We start from the raw sequence: 18653 nt of genomic DNA, 5'->3' as shown, positions 1-18653 counted from the left end.
CGGCAGTACTGGGGCTGGTGGCTGCGGGGATCGCGGTCATGGCTTTGTCCGGCCTGCTGGATGTCGACCGGGAAAACACCTTCATCCAGGGAGAGATGGACGGGACGCGGATAGATGTCGCGGCCAAATTCTCGGCCCGGGTGGCCGCGACACCGGGGCGGGACGGGGCGCCCGTGGGCAGGGCGATCTGCTGTTGCGCCTGGACGGGACGGAGATGGAGGCCCGTGTGCTGCAGACCCGTCAGGAGCTGGAACGGGCGCGGGCCCAGCTGGAAAAAGCGCTCAACGGGACGCGCGAAGAAGAGATCCGCCGCCTGCACCAGCAGCATCAGGAAGCTGTGGCGGCGCTGGCCCTGGCGGAAAAGACCCACGCCCGCTGCCGTGTCCTGCATGCGCAGCAGGCCGTCTCCACCCAGCGCTATGATGAAGCGGTCAATGCCCTGACCCAGGCCCGGGCCCGCGAGCGCGCCATGAAGGCCGCGCTGGAAGAAGCCGTCACCGGTTCGCGGCAGGAGGACATCGCGGCGGCCAGGGCTGCCACCCAGGCACTGGAAGCGCGCCTGCAGGAAGTGGAGAGCATGGCGCGGGACGTGGAGCTGCGCTCGCCCGTGGATGGGGAGATCAGCAAGGTCCTTGTGGACGTGGGGGAACTGGTGGCGCCGGGCTATCCTTTGGTGACGCTCATCGAACTGGATGATCTGTGGATGGTGATCCAGGTCCGCGAGAACCAGCTGCAGGATGTCCGCATGGGCAGGCTGCTGGTGGGGCAGATCCCCGCGCTGTCCGGCAAAAAGGTGGTCTTTCGGGTCGATTACATGGCGCCGCTGGGCAATTACGCCACCTGGCGCGCCACCAACAATTCGGATTCTTTCGACCTGAAGACCTTTGAAGTCCGGGGACGCCCCGTGAAGTCCGTCCCCGGTCTGCGGCCGGGCATGAGCGTCATTTTTGCCTGGCCTTTCGATCCCGTCATGGAGGATGGACACTGATGGGCTCATTCTGGGCCGCCGCCCTGGCGCAAGTCCGCTCCTGGCCACGGGACAGGCTCTTCATCTGGCTGCTGCTCATGGCGCCCCTGTCCGGCATGGTCATCCTTGACGGGCTGTTTGCGGATGGCCTGCTCCGCCGCTTGCCCGTAGCCGTCTGCGACCTTGATGGCAGCAGTACGTCCCGCGAGCTGATCCGCCGGGTGGATGCCCTGCCCAGTGCGCGTGTTGCGGCGCTGCTCGCCTCACCGGACGAGGGCAGGGACGCCATCCACCGTGGTGAAGTCTTCGCCGTGCTGGTGATACCACGCCATTTTGAGCGGGATCTGCTCCGCCGGCGTCCTGTGCAGGCCATAGCCTATATCGATGGGCAACATATGCCGGTGGGCAGCGTCCTGCGGCGGGATCTGGTGGATCTTGGCACTGCCGGCTGGAAGCTGGCCTTTACCGATACGCTGCGCCGATCCGGGGTCCCTCCGGTACAGGCGGACTGGCAGACAGCGGGGATAGGGTTGGATCTGCGTTCACTGGGCAATCCCGCGGCCAATTACAAGATCTTCCTCGTCCATTCCTTCCTGCCCATCCTGCTGCAACTGACCTCCCTGCTGTACAGCGTCTGCGTCCTGCACCGTCTGCGTCCGGAACGGCCTTCCATGGCGCGGGTCTGGGGCAGTGTCTGTCCGGCGGCCCTGCTTGTGGGGATGCTGGGCTGCCTCCAGACAGGCCTGCTGGCTGCGCGCGGCTACTTCCCCGTGCAGGCCCCCATCCTGACGGTCTGCGCGATCTATCTGCTGTTCTCGCTGGCCTGCGCGGCTCTGGCGGTCTTTATCGCGGGCCTGTGCGACGAGATTCTTCTGGCCCTGATGATGGTCTCGGGACTGGCATCCCCGGCCTTTGCCTTTGCCGGGATCACCTTCCCGCAGCTGGCCATGCCGCCTTTTGCCCGTTTCTGGTCGGGGCTGCTGCCGTCCACCCAGCTGCTGCGGCTGGAAGGCAGCGTGATCCAGATGGGCGATGCCCTGGGCCAGCACTGGCCCATCCTGGGGGCCCTATGCCTGCTGGCCTGCGTGTACGGCGGACTGGGGAGCCTGTTCCATGGCCTGCGTTCGCGCCGTCAGGAAGAGGAGATCGCCCGATGAAGAAAATACTGGAGAGCTTTTGTGCGGAATGCGCCGTATTGGCGGCCTCCCGTGGTGCCCGTTCCATCTTCATCGTGGGCATCCTGTTCTATTCGCTGCTGTATCCCAGCCCGTATTTTTATGAGGTCCCGCAGGATCTGCCGTTTTTTGCCGTGGATCAGGATGGCAGCACCAGCAGCCGCCAGCTGTTGCGCAGTCTGGATGCCACGGAAGGGATACGCCTGCATCGCTATGCCGATCTGGGGCAGGCCTTTGCCGATCTGCGGTCGGGTGACATGGTGGGCGGCATCGTGGTACCGCGGGATTTTGAGCGGGGACTGTTGCGCGGGCAGGAGACCGTGGTGCCGTTCTACAGTGAGGCGGCTCATCTGCTGTCCTACGGCATGCTGGTACAGGGAGGGCGGCTGGCCACGGAAAACCTGGGAGCAGGGGCCCGCGTGGAGCGCCTGCGCAAACAGGGCGTACCGGAAAGCGCGGCGCTGGCCCTGCAGGTGCGGGGACGCATCGATGCCCGGCTGCTGTACAATCCCGCGGGCAATTATGCCAGCAATACGGTCCCGCCCGTGTTCGTGCTGATCTTGCAGCAGATCATGATCATCGGCTGCGCCATGCTGGCCGTGACCCGGAAGGAGAGCTTTCCCCAGGCCCCCGACGGCATGGCCGCTGCAGCGGGCAGAGTGCTGCTGGCCCTGTGTCTTGGCCTGATCTTTGCCTTCTATTATCTGTTTGTGCTGCAGCAGGTGGACGACCTGCTGCCTGTCCGGGATTTTGCCGTACTGCTGTTCTTTCTGCTGCCCTTTTTCAGCGTATGCCATTTTCTGGGCAGCATGCTGGGGGAATATTTCAGCAAGGAGCATACGGTCCTGCTGCTCATGCTCCCTACGTCCATCCCCTTCCTCTTCCTGAGCGGCACCATCTGGCCGTTGCAGGCCATGCCCCTGCCTTTTGCCTGTCTGGCCCAGTTCGTGCCTGCCACACCTGCCATTTCCGGCTATATGCTGATGGCCTTCCGCGGAGCGACGCTGGTCGATGTCCTGCCATTCTGGGGCCAGCTGATCCTGCTCAATGCCGTGGTCCTAGCGGCCTGGAAGGCACAGCGTCTGCTCAGGGCTGAAGTTCCCGGCGGATCTGGGCGCATATCCGTTCCGCGATGACGGCGGCCGTCAGAGGGTGGCCGGCATAATGCCGGAGGCTGTGCGATACCCGGCTGAGCTGCAGGTAGCCGATGAGGGAACTTTCGATGGATTCCATGATCCGTTCCGTATCCCGTATCCCGTACTGGGCAAGTATCTTGATGAAGTTCTCGTGAAGGGTGGCAAAAACGCTGTCAGCGAGGAAGTGGAGACGCTCTTCCAGCCCTTCGTTGAGCTCGCGGAGCAGAAGGCGGGTGAAGATGGGATTGCCGCAGCAGTAGGTGACGACGTTCCTGATGAGGCATTCCATTTTTTCGATGCCGGTGGTCCCCTGCGGGGCCTTGAACGCGCTTTGCACGCCGGTGAACACCATGACCAGGGTCTGCCGGTACAGGGTCTCCTTGTCAGGAAAGTAGTAATAGAGCGAAGCCGGCGTCAGTTCCATCTCGGCTGCGATATCGCGTACCGAGACGGCGTTGTAGCCTTTGGCCGCAAAGAGCCTGGCAGCGGCCTGCATGATGGCGATTTTTCTGGAAGGGCGGGGCATGGCTATCCTTGGGGCTGGGCAGGAAAAAGGCGACCGTTGTTGCATCGCGGCAAAGGGTGCGGGCTCCGGCAGGACGGGAAGGCAGGCCGCCGAAGCGGCCTGCCCGGCACAACGGATGAAAAGATCGGGAAAAATCAGCCGAGCTGTATCAGCATGGCCCCGCCCATGACGATGAGGATGGCCATGATGCGCGAGCGGGAAAGCCGTTCATGCAGGAAGATGACGGCCAGCAGCATGCCGAAGATCACGGAGGTCTCGCGCAGGGCCGCCACCAGGGCGATGGGGGCCAGGGTCATGGCCCAGAGGGCGATGCCGTAGGAGCCCAGACCGCACAGGCCGCCGAACAGGCCCGTGGCCGCGCGCTTCCGCAGATAGCTGATGTAGGTGCCGCCGTGCCGCCAGAGCACATAGGCATGGATGGGGAAGATATTGAGGAAGAAGATCCAGCAGGTGTAGCTGACGCCGTTGCCGCTGGCACGGGCGCCGTAGCCATCGGCCAGCGTATAGCCCGCGATGACCAGGGAGGTGCGCAGACAGATGAGGATATCCGCGGCGCGGGCGCCCTTGTGGACGTGCTCCAGGGTCAGGGTCAGGATGCCGAGGCAGAGCAGGAGGACGCCGCCCCAGCCGGTGAGACTGATGTGATTGCCGAGCAGCAGCAGGGCCAGGGCCGTGATCATGGGGGCACAGCCGCGCATGATGGTATAGCCCATGGAGAGATCCACCTTGTCATAGGCCTGCGAGATGCAGATGTAGTATGTCAGGTGGAAACAACAGGAAAGAGCCAGCAGATCCCAGGATTCCGGCGCCGGTGCGGGCAGGAAGGGCAGGATGAGCAGGGCCCCCAGCCCGCCGCCCAGGGCGTTCATGGAAGATTCGAAGAGTTTGTTGGAGCCGCCTTTGACGATGCTGTTCCAGGTGGCATGCAGCAGGGCTGCAGCCAGCACAAGAAGCAGGACATGTCCGTCCATTGTTACGACCTCGCGTCAATGATGTGACGAGTAGATTACACGAAGTCGCACAGAAGGCAAGCAGGGAAAAGCATTGGATTTTTGGCTGCACGAAAGGCAAATTGTGTTTCGTGCGGCCAAAAGATGCGGCTGTTTACCAGCCCCGGCATCGTTCAAGGCGGCCGCTGATCCGTCCTTCACGCAGGACGGTATAACTGTCGAAGCAGGCGGCGGTGGCGCAGGCGTGGATGGGCAGGATGCGCAGCCGGCTGCCCGCAGGCAGGGCAGGGCAGGAAGGCCCGCTGACGATGCCGTGCTCCTGATTGGTCTCCGTGACGCGCAGGCCGGGGATCAGGTTCCCGGCTTCGTCGCAGACGAGCCCGTAGCCGAACTCTTCCCGCTTCCAGGGCAGGCCCGTATCACGGGAAAGGGCCATCCAGCCCGCGTCGATGATCAGGGCGCTGCCGTCGCTCTGGCGGCCGATGACCGTGGTCAGCACGGAAAGGGCCAGGTCTTCGGGGCGGCAGACGCCCAGACCGGCCATGACAAGATCCTGGAAGACATAGACACCGGCCCGGACTTCCGTGATGCCGGAAAAATCCTCACCGAAAAAGGCCGTGGGCGTGGAACCGACGCTGACCACAGGGCAGGGGAAGCCGGCTTCCCGCAGCAGCCGGGCCGCCGTATTGGCCGCGGCGCATTCCTGCACGGCCAGAGCGGCGATGGCTTCCGTGGTGGGCAGGTCGTAGGCAGAGCCCGCATGGGTCAAGACGCCGCGGACCTCCTGGCCGCCGTCCCGCAGCAGGGCGGCGATGGCCGTCAGGCGGGGATCGTCGGGGCGCAGTCCGGCCCGGTGTCCGTCGCAGTCTATCTCCAGCAGCACGGCCAGACGGCAGTCCCGCTGCCGGGCAAAGTCCACCAGCAGCCGGGCGCTTTCCTCATTGTCCAGCACCACGCTCAGGTCGATGCCGCGCCGGCGTAGTTCGGCCACGCGCTCCAGTTTGTTGGGAGCGATGCCGACGGCGTAACAGATGTCATGCACACCGCCTGCGGCGAAATATTCGGCTTCCGCCAGTGTGGAGACCGTGGCCGGGCCGGAGGGGCTTTCCATGCAGCGGCGGGCGATCTCGATATTCTTGCAGGTCTTGAGATGGGGCCGCAGGGAGACGCCGCGCTCATGCAGGCGGCGGGCCAGCCGGTCCATATTGGCTTGGAGCTTTTCGTCTTCCAGCAGCAGACAGGGCGTGGTCAGCGCAGCAAGTGTGGTCATCTGTTCCTCCTTGTCGGGAACCGTTACAGAGGTGTGGTGGCGGTGAACGTTTCCGGCGGCAGGTCCTGTTCCCATTGATGGAGCAGGCGGGCGGCCAGGGCCGGATCGTCGGTGGTACAGGTCAGCTCCTTGATGACGGGGGCCTGGCGGTTTTCTATCTGATGCGCGTAACAGCGGTCATAATAATGGAGCACCGCGCGGGCGGCATCGGCATAATTCCCTTCATCTATCCACAGCCTGCAGCGCTGGGTCAGCTCACTGCCCAGACGGCGCTGCAGACGCTCCAGGGCTGCCAGCAGGCCTTCCCGCATGTCCTGGCCGCCGTAATCGCGGACAAGATGGGCGACGCGTTCCTCATCCGGCAGGAAAACGCGGACCAGCGGACTGCGGCCCAGCTGGGCAAAAAATTCCTCACACATGGTCACATGGCCGATGTGGCGGCTTTCGTCCTCGAGCCAGACAGGCCGGGCAGGATCGCAGCGCCGCCATGCTTCATAGAGCTGGTTCTCGAACCATTCGTTGCCGGGCTGGTCTTCGGCCTGGCCCAGAGCGCCGAAGGCAGAGCCCTTGTGGTGGGCCAGGCCTTCCAGATCGATGACCTGCGAACCGAGGCGCTGCAGTTCCAGCAAAATGTCTGTCTTGCCGCAGCCCGTGTAGCCGCCCAGCACGAGGATGGGCCGGGGGCGCGCCAGCTCGCTGCGCACGAAGGTCCGGTAGCTTTTGTAGCCGCCTTCCAGCCTGTGCACGGTGAAGCCGCCCGTTTCCAGCAGCCAGCGCATGCTGTCGCTGCGCATGCCGCCCCGCCAGCAGTGGAGCAGGACCTCGCGCTTGCTGCCGCACAGATGGCGGGCGCGGGCCAGCAGGGCGGCCAGATGACCGCCCACCAGCTCCAGGGCCAGATGGACGGCGCCTTCGCGCCCGCTGCGGGCGTGGGCTGTCCCGACCTTGGCGCGTTCTTCGTCGGTGAACAGGGGCAGGTTGAGGGCACCGGGGATATGGGCAAAAGCGAACTCGCCGGGAGAGCGGACATCCAGCAGCGGGAGGCCCTGGTCCCGCATGGCCAGAAATGCGGCAACGTCCTGAACTGGGGGCATGACGATCCTCTAAAAAAGTAAAAAAAGTCTGTTATGGGTACGCCAAAGCCGGGACGCTGTAAACCGTGTCCCTTCCCGCAGATATCGCACGAGACCTTGACAGCGTACAGGGCGCAGCATAGCGTGGATTGCCCCGAACTTTTTTCATTTACAGCAAGGAGTTGGATATGGCAGTCCATGTAGTGGATCATCCCCTGGTGCGTCACAAGCTCGGCATCCTGCGCAAGGACAGTACGTCCACCAGTGAATTCCGCAGTGTTTCCAATGAGATTGCCCGTTTGCTCATCTACGAGGCCACCAAGGGCTTCACTACCGAGAAGCATACGGTGCAAGGCTGGGCAGGGCCCGTGGAAGTGGAGGCCATTTCCGGCAAGATGGTGACCATCGTCCCCATCCTGCGCGCCGGTCTGGGCCTCATGGACGGTGTGCTGGACATGATCCCCGGCGCCAAGATCAGCGTGGTGGGCCTGTACCGCAATGAGGAAACGCTGGAGCCCGTGGAATATTATGCCAAGCTGGCCCGCAATATCGAAAGCCGCCTGGCCATCATCCTGGACCCCATGCTGGCCACGGGCGGTTCGCTCATCGCCACCATCGACATCCTCAAGAAACGCGGCTGCAAGCACATCTGCAGCCTCAACCTGGTCTGCGCGCCCGAAGGCATCGCCAAAGTCCAGGAAAAGCATCCTGATGTGGAGATCTACACCGCTTCGGTGGACTCGCACCTGAACGAGAACGGCTATATCATCCCCGGCCTGGGCGATGCCGGTGACCGCATCTTCGGCACCAAGTAGGAGACCGCATGGCGGAACAGCTCAACACCGGAGGCGGGGAGTTCGATCCCTGCCGTTACAGGCTGCGTCTGCGTGACTGCCTGCTGGGTGCGCAGATGCTTTTCGTGGCTTTCGGCGCGCTGGTGCTTGTCCCCTTGCTGACAGGACTCAACAGCAATGTTGCCCTGTTCACCGCCGGTGTGGGCACGCTGCTGTTCCAGCTCATCACGCGGGGCAAGGTGCCCATCTTCCTCGCATCTTCCTTTGCCTTCATCGCGCCCATCATCTATGGCGTGGAGACCTGGGGCATGCCCCGCACCATGGGGGCCCTGGTCTTTTCCGGCCTGCTCTATGTGCTCATCAGCCTGGTCATCCGCTGGCGCGGCATGGGGCTCATCCTGCGTCTGCTGCCGCCCATCGTGACCGGCCCGGTGATCATGGTCATCGGTCTCGTGCTGGCGCCTACGGCCGTCAAGATGGCCCTGGGACAGAGCGGCCCGGCCATGCCCCAGACAACGGCCATGAGCATCTCCATGGTCTCGCTGGCCGTGACCGTGGCCGTCTCCCTGCTGGGGCGCGGCATGCTGCGTCTGGTGCCCATCCTCTGCGGCATCGCCGCTGGTCTGGTGATGGCGGAGATCATGGGCGTGACCAGCTGGGAGGCCGTGAGCAAAAGCCCCTGGCTGGCCCTGCCGGCCTTCAGCCTGCCGGAATTCGCATGGGAGCCGCTGCTCTTCATCATCCCGGTGACCCTGGCACCGGCCATCGAACACTTTGGCGACATCATCGCCATCAGTTCCGTCACGGGCAAGGATTATCTGCGTGATCCCGGTGTGAAGAACACCATGCTGGGGGACGGGGTGGCCACCATGGCCGCCTGTCTGCTGGGCGGGCCGCCCAACACCACCTATTCCGAGGTGACCGGCGCCGTGACCCTGACCCGGGCCTTCAATCCCGCGGTCATGACCTGGGCCGCCCTGTGCGCCATCCTGCTCTCCATGGTCGCCAAGGTGGGGGCGTTCCTCAGCTGCATCCCCGCGCCTGTCATGGGCGGGATCATGATCCTGCTGTTCGGGGCCATCATGGTGGTGGGCCTGAACACGCTGGTGCGTGCCGGGCAGGATCTGCTGCGGCCCCGCAACATGGTCATCGTGGCCCTGATCATCATTTTTGGCGTGGGCGGGATGCAGGTCAGCATCGGCGGTTTCAAGCTGGCCGGTATCGGTCTGGCGGCCATCACCGGTGTGGTCCTCAACCTGCTTTTGCCGCAGGATGATCCGCAGGGATAAAAAAGCCCTGAAAAAGAAAAACGACGCGCAGGATGGTGTCATGCCATCCTGCGCATTTTTTGTATGTGTTCAGCTGATCGCAGTTCGTTCAGCCGTGCGTGGCTTGAACCACCTTTCAGGCACGTTTGAAGGATGCTCTTTGCTGCACGGGCACGTTTTGTCTGGCAGTGAGATGACGAACCCCCTGCCCATTTGGGCAGCTGCCTGGCGCGGAGGTTCGGCTCGCCGGGCAGGCAGATGCAGACCCGGCCCTGCATCTTGCAGCGGGAGGCAAGTCTGCCAGCAGTCCAGCCGGGGGATGCGCGCCTCCTGCTGCAGGCCACTGGCCCCTAGGAGGCAGCCCGGCTCTTGTCCATGTTCAGCCAGAAGACGGCGGCCAGCACCAGGGCGCTCCCGGCCCAGCCCAGCGGACTGAAAAACTCATCCCAGAACAGCCAGACCCAGATGGTGCTGAGGATGGGCTCCAGGTAGCAGAGCACGGCCGTACGGACCAGCCCCAGGCGCTTGAGGGCCTGGGCGTAGCAAAAGAAGGCGAAATAGCCGGTGAAGCCGCCCAGGATCAGCAGCCAGCCCCAGGTGGAGAGGCTGTGGTCGAGGCTGACAGGCGTGAGGCAGAAGATGACCGCCGCGCCGCCCAGCTGCATGAAGGCATAGAGGGTGGCCGGGGCATAGCGGTCCTGCCACCAGCGGCAGAAGGGGTAGTGGGAGGCGTAGCACACGCTGATGAGCAGGCCGCAGGCGATGCCTGTCCACGATGTCTGCCCGGGCAGGCTGCCGCCGGAGAAGCAGACCATGCCCGTACCGGCCAGGGCCAGAGCGATGATGCCGCACTGGCGGGTGGTGATGGGTTCATGGAACAGAAAGCGGGAGAACATGGCGACCCAGACCGGTGCCGTATAGAGCAGCACCACGGCCATGGCCGCGCCGCTGAGCTTGATGGCGTACAACGTGGCCGCGTAGAAGACGCCCACGGCCCAGAAGCCGAAAACGGTGAACAGGGCCGCGTGGCGTAGCGGGATGCGGATCTGCCTGCTCAGTGTCGCGTGGGTGATGAAACAGGCGGCGCCGATGGCGGCACGCCAGAAGGCCGTTTCGAGCGGGCTGACACCGGCGGCCAGACAGTTTTTGGAGATCAGGCCGATGACCGACCAGGCAAAGACGGTCAGCAGGATCAGGATCAGGCCGTGACGGCGGGCGGAAGGGGAGACGGGAGAAGGCAGGGACGCGGCCATGAGTGTCATTCCTCGGTCAGATGGAGCCATGAAAAAAACGCTGTGTCGGTCCACAGCGTCTGGAAAAACGGGACAGGCTAGGAGCCTGTCCCGTTCGGTTCGCGTTTTACCAGTCGCCCTGGCCTGCCGGGCGGGCAGGGAAGGTGCCCGCAGGCAGTTCTGTCAGCTGGCTGGCGGTGCAGCCCTGGACCGGGAAGGTCTCCCGAAGCCAGGACAGGAAGGCATGGATGCGTTCCAGAACGGCGTCCGCGGCCTTCTGGTCAGGCACATGCGGGGAACCGCCGGGCAGCATCTCGGAAGAGTGCCAGAACAGGCTCAGCACCTGTCCGCCCCGCCGGCGGTGCAACCGTGCGGCCCAGCGCATGATCCGGGGCGCATGCCAGAACGGATTGGGGCTGAGGACGCCCCAGAAATGGAACTTGTCCCGTGAGGCGGCAGGGCAGGCCCGGTACCAGAGCTGGGCAAGCGCGGGATGCAGGGGGATCTGCGTGATGGGTGCCTCCAGCAGGGGAGCTCCCTGCCAGCCTTCCACCCAGTAGGGATCCGCCGGGGCAAGAAAGTGGTCCGGCCCGCCCGGGAAATGGCGCAAGGGGCAGACGGAGCTGTCCACCTTGATGCCTGCCTCGGAAAGCAGGGGACGCACGCAGTCCTTGAGGTCCCAGCGGCCCATGCGGAAGCTGGTCAGGGGAGCGCCCTGGAATTCCCGCCCGGCATCCAGCAGCGTGGCCAGACGCTGGCGCAGCAGGTCGCGCGGCAGTTTGTCCGTGCGTGTGGGCTGGCCTTCGTGGGGGGGATCCAGCGGAGAGGCCGGCGGCGTGCTCCAGTGGTGGAGATGGGCCCCGATCTCCGCGCCGTAATGATCGCGCATCTGCTCCAGCACATGGCAGGCCCCGGCATCGGCAAAGACCGTATGGGCACAGAACAGCGTCAGCGGAAAGCCCAGATCCCTGCTCAGCGGCGCGAGCCTGGGCAGGAGGGAAACGTTGGAAACGCCACAACCGCTGGTGGCATAATGGCCGGAAAACAGGCCTTCTTCTTCGACATCGAGACTGACGACCACCCGCAGGGGGCTGTCGGATGTATGGGGATGGGGGGTACTCATAAAAAGACGATACGCCCAAGGCGCGCGCAAGGCAATGCGGCTACGGACTTGCAAATTTGCCCGGAATACATGAGGATGCACCCATGTCTGATAAAATACATGTGCTCTTCGTCATGGAAGATCTCTGTTTTGGCGGTACCCAGCGCCAGATGGTCGAGCTGGCCTGCCGCCTGGACAGGACGCGCTTCCATGTCTCCATGCTGGTCCTTACGGGCAGGACCGACCTTGATGCACAGGTCGAACAGGCCGGTATCCGCGTGGAATATCTGGGGCGCAGCCGCAAGGTGAATCCCTTCTTCTTTGCGCTCATGCCGGCGGCCCTCAAACGCCTGGCACCTGATGTCCTCGTCCCCTGCACGGCTCTGCCCAACATCTGGGGCCGTCTCTGGGGGCGGCTGCTGGGTATCCCCATCGTGGGCACGGTGCGTGGCGGTGGAGCGCCGCGCAGGCAGCATGAGCGTTTTCTCTGGCGTCTGACGGACCACATGGTCTGTAATTCCGAGGCGCTCGCTGATGTCCTTTCCGGCCTGGGCGTCCCGGCCGCACGGCTGACCTATGTGCCCAACGGGGTGGACACGGAGCGTTTCGCGCCTGCGCAGCCCGCGCCTTCGGAGCGTCCGCCGCTCATCCTCTGTGTGGCGCGTCTGGCCGAAGACAAAGATCATCTGACCCTGCTGAAAGGCTTCGCTCTTCTGCGTGAACGGCATCCCGGCGTCCGCCTGCGTCTTGTGGGCGACGGCCCGCGGGAAAAGGAGCTCAAGGCCTGGGTCGCGGAGCATCTGCCGGACGGGGGCGTGGAATTCTGCCCCGGCTCCCCGGATGTGCGCGCCCATTACGCGGCCGCCCGCATCTTTGCGCTGACTTCCGTGCGCGAGGGCCAGCCCAATGTAATCCTGGAAGCCATGGCAGCCGGTCTGCCCGTATGCGCCACGGAGACCGGCGGCATCCCCCGGCTCGTGACTCGGGGGGAGAACGGTCTGCTCTCGCCGGTGGGGGACAGTGCCGCCTTTGCCGACAACTGTGCCGCGCTGCTGGCGGATCCCGCGCAGGGCGACAGGTTCGGCAGGGCCGGACGGCAGCGGGTGGAACGGAGTTTTTCGTTTGACGCCATGGTGGCGGCGCATGAAGGCATCTTTATGCGCCTAGCGGCACGGGAGCGGGCATGAAGCGTTTTTGGGCCTGTCTTTGCCTGTGCTGCTGCCTGTGCGCAGCCCCGCTCTGGAGCTTTGCCGCCGCACCTGCGGGAAATACCGGGACCTATGAAGTGACGGAACTCTGGACAGGCGATGTCCTGACAGCCAGTTTCCGTATGGGCATGTGTTTTGCCGCCGACGGCAAATTACGCGGTGTCGTCCTGCTCCGTTCCTCCAACGGCCAGGTCGATGTCTATCATGTTTATGGTTCCGTGCAGAACAACACGTTTTCTGCCACCCATGGTTCAGGGCACAAGATCACCGGGCGCTTCCTGCCCGGCGATGATGTCGAGGTCAAGATCCGTCTGGGGAACGGCATGCGCTTCACGACAGTGGCCAAGCGTTTCCGGGATGTCCCGCTGACGGACGACTGTGCGCCCCTGCCTGAAACATCAACGCATCAACAGGATTGAGGTCGTTATGGGGACTACCTTCTTTGTTCTGGCGCTGTTGCAGTGTGCCCTGCTTTTTTTCCTGTCCCGGGTGGGCAGCAGGCTTGACCGCGAAGAACGCAAGCCCGCTCCCCAGCGGACGCACTGGCCCCGTACCGGTCTGATCGTGCCTGCCGGGGGGAACCACCCGCGTATGCGGGAGGCCCTGGAGAGCCTGCTCAAGCAGGATTACCCCGCCCTGTACCCCGTGATCGTCACGGCCACCGCTGACGAACCGGCAGCCGGTATCGCGCGAGAGCTGCAGGCCCGCTATCCGCAGCTGCGGCATGTGGTGGCCGGTTTCGCCAAGGGCTGTGGCCAGAAGAACCATAACAGCCTCAAGGGCGTGGAAGCCGTGGAGGACGAGGTCGAGCTGCTGGCCTTTTGCGACAGCACGCACATCGCTCCCCGTGATTTCATCCGCCGTCTGGTGGCCCCTGTGGTGGACGGCGAGGATTTCAGCACCGGCTATCACAAGGTCGTGGCGCGGGATACGGGCATCGTCACCATGGCCTATGCCCTGTGTGTCCAGCTGATGCGCTATCTGCAGGGCATCTCGAGCTTCACCCAGCTGTGGGGCGGCGCCATGTGCTTCCGTTTGTCGGCGTTCCGCCGTTACGGCGTGCGCGAGTTCTGGATGTCCAATGTGGTGGACGACTGTTCCCTGGCTGACCGGCTCATCCATCTGGGGGCCCGCATCCGTCTGAGCGGTGACGCCGTTTTGATGACCGAGGCCCGGGAGCATGACTTGGGGGTCTGGCATCATTGGATGGATCGTCAGATCCTGTTCCTCAAGTTCTGTATTCCCTACCAGTGGGTCCTGTTGGGCGTGCTGGCCTGCCTTATGCTGCTGCCCGTGCTTTGGGCCGTGTTGGCCGTGCTGGGCGTGCTGCTGGGCAAGCTTTCCTTCGGCTGGCTTGTGGGCGTGCTGGTCTATGCCGCGGCCCTGGCGCTGGTGCTGCGCGGCTGGGCCCATTTTCAGGAAGCCGTTTTTCCTGTCTGGCGCTGGATGGTCGCTTTTTGCGCCAGCGCCTGCATGTTCGTCTGGGTTTATCTGGGTACCATCCTCGCGGAAGGCGTCCTGTGGCAGGGCATCTGGTATGAGGTCGGCCGTCAGGGCCGCGTCATCAGGATGCGCCGCCAGAAGTAGGGCATTTCTGCCGCCGGTACCTCTTAGCTATCTACAATCAGGATGCAAGTCCTTATGGTGACAGCATGATTGCAATGTCGGACCTTTTTCGCGTGAGCTTGCGACAGGTCGTCCGCCAGCGTGGTTTTGGCGTGATACTGTCCATCGCTCTGGGCATCATGGCCTTTATCGCCCTGTCCGTACTGGGACAGGAGATCCGCTACAAAGTGGGTCAGGACATGGTGCTCATGGGCGGGGTGAACATCATCCGTGTCTACATGGATGATGCGCAATACCCCGGCCAGCCACGACGCGATTTCTCTCCCCGCACGGTGGAAGCGCTGCGCAAGATCCCCGGTGTGGGCATGATCAGTGAAAATGTGCGTCAGGGGATAACGTTCAGTTTGCGTGCCAGCGGGGAACGGACGCTGGGGGTCCATTTCATCGGTGTGGACCAGTATTTTGCCACGACCTACTCCCTGGAGCTCGTGGCTGGCCGGATGATGTCCGAGGAAGACGTGCGCGGCCATCGGCGCATCTGTATGCTGGGCCGTGAGGCCGCCACGAATCTGTACGGAGACCCCGCCCAGGCTGTGGGCAAGCTGCTTTTCCTGGGCAAGGACGTCGTCGAGGTCGTGGGCGTGGTGACCGGCGTCATGCTGGGTGAGTGGAACCAAGGCGGCTTTTTGCCGACCACGGTCATGGAGGACAGAAACTGGGGCTCCGGCAAGATCACCCGCCTGTTCGTCCGTGCCATCGGCTGGGAAGACGTGGCCCCGGTGGTGCGCCAGATCCCCTCTGTGGTCCGGGCCAACCAGGACGCGCCGTATCTGGTCATCGCCACGCAGGATGACCAGCTCGACCGCATCAAGACGACCTTTATGTGGGTCGAGGCCCTGCTCTGGCTGGGTATCGTGGCCTCCCTTATGCTGGGCGGCTTCGGCATCTGGTACGGGACCTTTGCGGCTGTGCGTGCCCGCACGCGCGAAGTGGGCCTGAAAAAGGCCATGGGCGGTTCGGACAAGGATATCCTGGCCCAGTTCCTGGCCGAGGCCCTGTGCAAGTCCGTGGCCGGTGGCCTGCTGGGCATCCTGGTGGGTACCCTCAGTGTCGAGATAGGGGCCTGGTCTCTGGGCACCTCCATCTCGTATCCGCTGCTCGCGGCCAGCAGTGCCGGCAGTATTCTTTTCTCCGCCATCATTGGGGTGGCCGGCGGCCTGTATCCTGCCATTCAGGCCAGTCGCATGGATGTCGTTTCCGCCTTGCGTTTCGAGTAGGTGAACTATGGCGCCGGTTATCATTGCCAAAGATCTGTACAAGTGCTACGCGGGCTTCTCGCCTGTTTTGCGTGGCGTCAACATCGAGGTGGAAGCGGGGGAACTCGTGGCCATCATGGGCCCGTCCGGGTGCGGCAAGTCGACCATGCTGCACGTGCTGGGCATGCTGCATGCGCCCGATTCCGGCACGCTGGAGATCCTGGGGACCAATGTCCTGGAATTCAACCGGGAGCAGACCGCTGCTTTCCGGCGGGGCAACATGGGCTTCGTCATGCAGTCGAGCAATATGTTCGACCACTCCACCGTGTTCGAGAATGTGGAATTCCCCCTCATCTATGAAAACGTGCCCCCCGCGGAACGCTGGGAGCGTGTCATCCGTGCCTTGGAGCTGGTGCGGCTCTCCGCCCGCGTCCATTACCGCAGCAACCGCCTTTCCGGTGGTGAGCAGCAGCGTGTGGCCATTGCCCGCGCCATGGTGAACAATCCCCGCATCCTGCTGGCGGACGAACCCACCGGGGCCCTTGATGCCCGTACCAGCCGTGTGGTCATGGACAACTTCCGCACCCTTTGCCACAAGGGCGGGGTCGCCATGATCATGGTGACCCACGACCCCAAGATGGCCGAGTTCTGCGACAGCGTCTACACGCTGGAAGACGGCATCTTGGTCTGCAAAAAGCACGAGCCCGTGCCTGTCAGCCCGGATCAGCAGCAGAACCTGCTGGCGGCCCCCACGCCCATCCTTCGTGGGGCCCTGGTGGCGGAAAAATTCCCTGAAGCTTCGGGCCGCTGCCTGATGGAAGAGGCCCACCGCATGCATGCGGCCGGTCTGCTTTCCCGCATCTACGCCATCGAGGGGGCCAGCTTCCTCAACAGCGATTCGCAGGGCTATGCCCTGCCGCTGCCGGTGCGGCACATCAGCTCGTGGCGCTTCTTCTCCGTCATGCGCATGCTGTTCTCGCACTTGCGCGGCACCTCCGCCACTGCCTGGGAACTGTGGAAGTCCATCCCCTCCGGGAAGGGGAGCTTTTTCCACAATCTCTGGCTCATGGGGTGCGGGGCGCTGCTGGCCCGCTGGTGCCTGGAAGAAAAGATCGAGTTCGTGTACGCCTCGGGCGCCCATGCTCCGGCCTCCGTGGCCTGGGTGGCGGCCCGCATGCTGCAGATCCCCTTTGCCTTTGCCGTGCGTACGGCGGACCTTGCCTCACCGGCCAAGGACTGGCTGGTGAAGGCCGAACAGTCTGCCTTCGTGCGCTGCGATACGGAGGCAACGCGCAAGGCTGTCTGCGAGCTGCTGCCCTCCGTGGATCCGCGGCGCATCGTGCTCCTGCGTGATGCCCTGACCCTGACCCCGCCGGACGAAGACGTCTCCATGCCGCCGTCCAATGTGCCGGAGCCCTTGCAGCTGCTGGCCGTGGGGACCATGACCAGCCGCAAGGGCTACGATACCCTGCTGCAGGCCTGCCTGGCCCTGCAGAAGGCCGGAGTCGACTTCCGGCTGACTTTGGTGGGCACGGGCCCCTGGCGTCTGCGTTTACGGTTGCTTGCCTGGCGTCTTGGCCTGCGCAAGCTCGTCTCCTTCCCCGGTCAGCTGCCGCACGAGGCCATGACCGATCTGTACCGCCGTGCGGACATCTTCATCGCTCCCGGTCATATGACCCGGGGCGGCGATATGGACGGGTTGCCGTCGGCCCTGACCGAAGCCATGGCCTTTGGTGTGGCCGTGGTGGTGAGCGATCTTCCCGGCCAGCTGGAGGTTGTCCAGAACGGCCGCAACGGTATCGTCGTACCGCAGAATGACGTCACGGCCCTGTCCCAGACCTTGCTGGATCTGTCCGCCAGTGCGGAAAAGCGCCGCCATCTGGGGGCGGAAGCCTGGAAGCGTATCCGGGAAGTGCTGGACGAAGAGGCCACGGAAGCACGGCTGACCTCGCTGTTCAAGGCGGCCTGCCACCGCTGAGAGCGTGCTTTTTCCTTTTGACATGGAAACGGCCGGTCCTGTTACGGATCGGCCGTTTTGCCATATCCTGCTGCCAGGACGACAGGGCGGCAGCATTGCTCCGGGAGCCCAAGGTCGACCTTGCCCGGAGCCGCAGAGAACGGCATGGAACTGGAATATATCACGGAAGAAGAGTTTCCCTGGCGGCCTGAGCTGTGCCGCATCTGGGAGCAGAGCGTCGATCTGGCCGCACAGCCGGATCCTTTTTGTTGTGCTCCTGTCTGGCAGTTGTCCGCGCACAGGGCTTTCGCGCCGGGGCGTCGTGTCCTGGCGCAACACACGGAGGACAGTGTCCTTGTTTTGGCGGAAGCCTTCCTGTCTTCAGGGCAGCCGCTCCTAACATCGCTGGAGGCCCATTGGCTCTTCGGCTGTCCCCTGCTGGGGCCGGATGCGATCGGGCTGCTGGCTGAGGCGCTGGCCGTCATGTCACATGGTTACGGGCATCTTCCGGCGCTGCTTCTGGGAGGGATAGTGCCGGGGAGCAGGAGGGCCCGGGAGCTGTATGCCTGCTGTGAGTCCCTGTTCACCATTTATCTGGCCGGGGAGTGCATCCAGGCCGGGGCCTCGCTGGAAGGCGGACTGGACGGCTTTTTGAGCCGCCGTTCCGCCAATCTGCGCAGCAAGTGGCGCAAATCTTTCCGCAGGGCCGCCGACAGGGGCGTCACGTTCGAACGCTCCTGTCCCACCGATACGGCCGGGGCCGATGCCGTCTATGCCCGGATGCTGGCCGTGGAGCAGCGCAGCTGGAAGGGCGTGGGGCATTGCGGCATGACGGAATCCCCGGCCCGGGAATTCTATGCCGACATGATCCGCCGTCTTGCCGCGCAGGGCACGGCGCGCGTCATGTTCGCCCGGCATGAAGGCCAGGACATCGGTTTCATTTTCGGCGGGATGCTGGGGCCATGTTACCGCGGGCAGCAATTCAGCTATGATGCCGCCTGGAAGGATCTTTCCATCGGCAACCTTTTGCAGGTGGAGCAGATACGCTGGCTGTGCGAGGAAGGGGCTGTCCGCTACGATATGGGCACGGCCTCCGGGGAGCCCATGGCCTACAAGTTGCACTGGACGGAAGCGCATCCGACTTCGCAGACGTGGTTTTTGCAGCCGCGTTAG

General features: G+C 64.0%; 17 protein-coding genes. 11 read left to right on the top strand and 6 right to left on the bottom strand.

Annotated features, from left to right (window positions below; translation table 11 throughout):
- Window positions 1-226 precede the first annotated feature (226 nt).
- The 3 genes from ACQRCJ_RS07305 to ACQRCJ_RS07295 are packed head-to-tail and all read left to right on the top strand — an operon-like array spanning window position 227 to window position 3278.
- Complete coding sequence (locus ACQRCJ_RS07305; RefSeq protein ID WP_427799574.1) at window positions 227-988, top strand: HlyD family secretion protein; 762 nt, start codon at window positions 227-229, stop codon at window positions 986-988.
- The gene (locus tag ACQRCJ_RS07300; RefSeq protein ID WP_427799573.1) at window positions 988-2124 is read left to right on the top strand and encodes an ABC transporter permease; all 1137 of its coding nucleotides are present in this window, start codon (window positions 988-990) and stop codon (window positions 2122-2124) included. Before ACQRCJ_RS07305 ends, ACQRCJ_RS07300 begins: the two co-directional genes overlap by 1 nt.
- The gene (locus ACQRCJ_RS07295) at window positions 2121-3278 is read left to right on the top strand and encodes an ABC transporter permease (protein ID WP_304014730.1); all 1158 of its coding nucleotides are present in this window, start codon (window positions 2121-2123) and stop codon (window positions 3276-3278) included. The genes ACQRCJ_RS07300 and ACQRCJ_RS07295 overlap by 4 nt, the downstream gene beginning before the upstream one ends.
- Here ACQRCJ_RS07295 and ACQRCJ_RS07290 read toward each other — a convergent pair.
- The 4 genes from ACQRCJ_RS07290 to mnmH form a co-directional block, all read right to left on the bottom strand.
- A complete protein-coding gene (locus ACQRCJ_RS07290) occupies window positions 3229-3804 on the bottom strand; it encodes a TetR/AcrR family transcriptional regulator (RefSeq protein WP_168935277.1) in 576 nt (191 codons plus the stop codon). The two genes, ACQRCJ_RS07295 and ACQRCJ_RS07290, sit on opposite strands and share 50 nt — an antisense overlap.
- A gap of 134 nt (window positions 3805-3938) precedes the next feature.
- The gene (locus tag ACQRCJ_RS07285; RefSeq protein WP_427799572.1) at window positions 3939-4775 is read right to left on the bottom strand and encodes an EamA family transporter; all 837 of its coding nucleotides are present in this window, start codon (window positions 4773-4775) and stop codon (window positions 3939-3941) included.
- A gap of 133 nt (window positions 4776-4908) precedes the next feature.
- Window positions 4909-6024: an alanine racemase gene (locus ACQRCJ_RS07280; protein ID WP_168935275.1), complete on the bottom strand. Its 1116-nt coding sequence runs from the start codon at window positions 6022-6024 to the stop codon at window positions 4909-4911.
- A gap of 23 nt (window positions 6025-6047) precedes the next feature.
- On the bottom strand, window positions 6048-7118 hold the full coding sequence (mnmH, locus tag ACQRCJ_RS07275) for a tRNA 2-selenouridine(34) synthase MnmH (RefSeq protein ID WP_204674374.1): 1071 nt from the start codon (window positions 7116-7118) through the stop codon (window positions 6048-6050).
- Window positions 7119-7285: 167 nt separating this feature from the next.
- Between mnmH and upp the strand changes: the two genes are divergently transcribed.
- Window positions 7286-7912 carry a uracil phosphoribosyltransferase gene (gene upp, locus ACQRCJ_RS07270; RefSeq protein ID WP_168935273.1) on the top strand — a complete coding sequence of 209 codons (627 nt, stop codon included), beginning with the start codon at window positions 7286-7288 and terminating at the stop codon, window positions 7910-7912.
- A gap of 8 nt (window positions 7913-7920) precedes the next feature.
- On the top strand, window positions 7921-9180 hold the full coding sequence (locus tag ACQRCJ_RS07265; RefSeq protein WP_204674372.1) for a uracil-xanthine permease family protein: 1260 nt from the start codon (window positions 7921-7923) through the stop codon (window positions 9178-9180).
- Between the two features lie 329 nt (window positions 9181-9509).
- Here the strand turns inward: ACQRCJ_RS07265 and ACQRCJ_RS07260 are convergent, their stop codons facing one another.
- Together ACQRCJ_RS07260 and ACQRCJ_RS07255 are read right to left on the bottom strand one after the other, a co-directional pair.
- Window positions 9510-10412, bottom strand: coding sequence for a DMT family transporter (locus tag ACQRCJ_RS07260; protein WP_427799571.1), 903 nt, complete (start codon window positions 10410-10412; stop codon window positions 9510-9512).
- Window positions 10413-10518: 106 nt separating this feature from the next.
- Window positions 10519-11514: a polysaccharide deacetylase family protein gene (locus ACQRCJ_RS07255; RefSeq protein ID WP_427799570.1), complete on the bottom strand. Its 996-nt coding sequence runs from the start codon at window positions 11512-11514 to the stop codon at window positions 10519-10521.
- A gap of 83 nt (window positions 11515-11597) precedes the next feature.
- Between ACQRCJ_RS07255 and ACQRCJ_RS07250 the strand changes: the two genes are divergently transcribed.
- From ACQRCJ_RS07250 to ACQRCJ_RS07225, 6 genes are all read left to right on the top strand, one after another.
- Window positions 11598-12680: a glycosyltransferase family 4 protein gene (locus tag ACQRCJ_RS07250; RefSeq protein ID WP_297231183.1), complete on the top strand. Its 1083-nt coding sequence runs from the start codon at window positions 11598-11600 to the stop codon at window positions 12678-12680.
- On the top strand, window positions 12677-13120 hold the full coding sequence (locus tag ACQRCJ_RS07245; protein WP_204625726.1) for a hypothetical protein: 444 nt from the start codon (window positions 12677-12679) through the stop codon (window positions 13118-13120). Before ACQRCJ_RS07250 ends, ACQRCJ_RS07245 begins: the two co-directional genes overlap by 4 nt.
- Window positions 13121-13127: 7 nt before the next feature.
- Window positions 13128-14288 (top strand): glycosyltransferase family 2 protein, encoded by a 1161-nt coding sequence (locus ACQRCJ_RS07240; RefSeq protein WP_168935268.1) that lies wholly within the window; start codon window positions 13128-13130, stop codon window positions 14286-14288.
- A gap of 65 nt (window positions 14289-14353) precedes the next feature.
- The gene (locus ACQRCJ_RS07235; RefSeq protein WP_168935267.1) at window positions 14354-15544 is read left to right on the top strand and encodes an ABC transporter permease; all 1191 of its coding nucleotides are present in this window, start codon (window positions 14354-14356) and stop codon (window positions 15542-15544) included.
- Window positions 15545-15551: 7 nt separating this feature from the next.
- Entirely contained in the window at window positions 15552-17501 is a 1950-nt protein-coding gene (locus ACQRCJ_RS07230; protein ID WP_427799569.1) for an ATP-binding cassette domain-containing protein, read from the top strand.
- Window positions 17502-17645: 144 nt separating this feature from the next.
- Window positions 17646-18653, top strand: coding sequence for a GNAT family N-acetyltransferase (locus ACQRCJ_RS07225; protein WP_321031852.1), 1008 nt, complete (start codon window positions 17646-17648; stop codon window positions 18651-18653).

Origin of the sequence: Desulfovibrio sp. SGI.102 (assembly GCF_050314315.1) — a bacterium.
Lineage (GTDB): Bacteria > Desulfobacterota > Desulfovibrionia > Desulfovibrionales > Desulfovibrionaceae > Desulfovibrio.
This window is presented reverse-complemented; position numbering and strand designations above follow the sequence as displayed.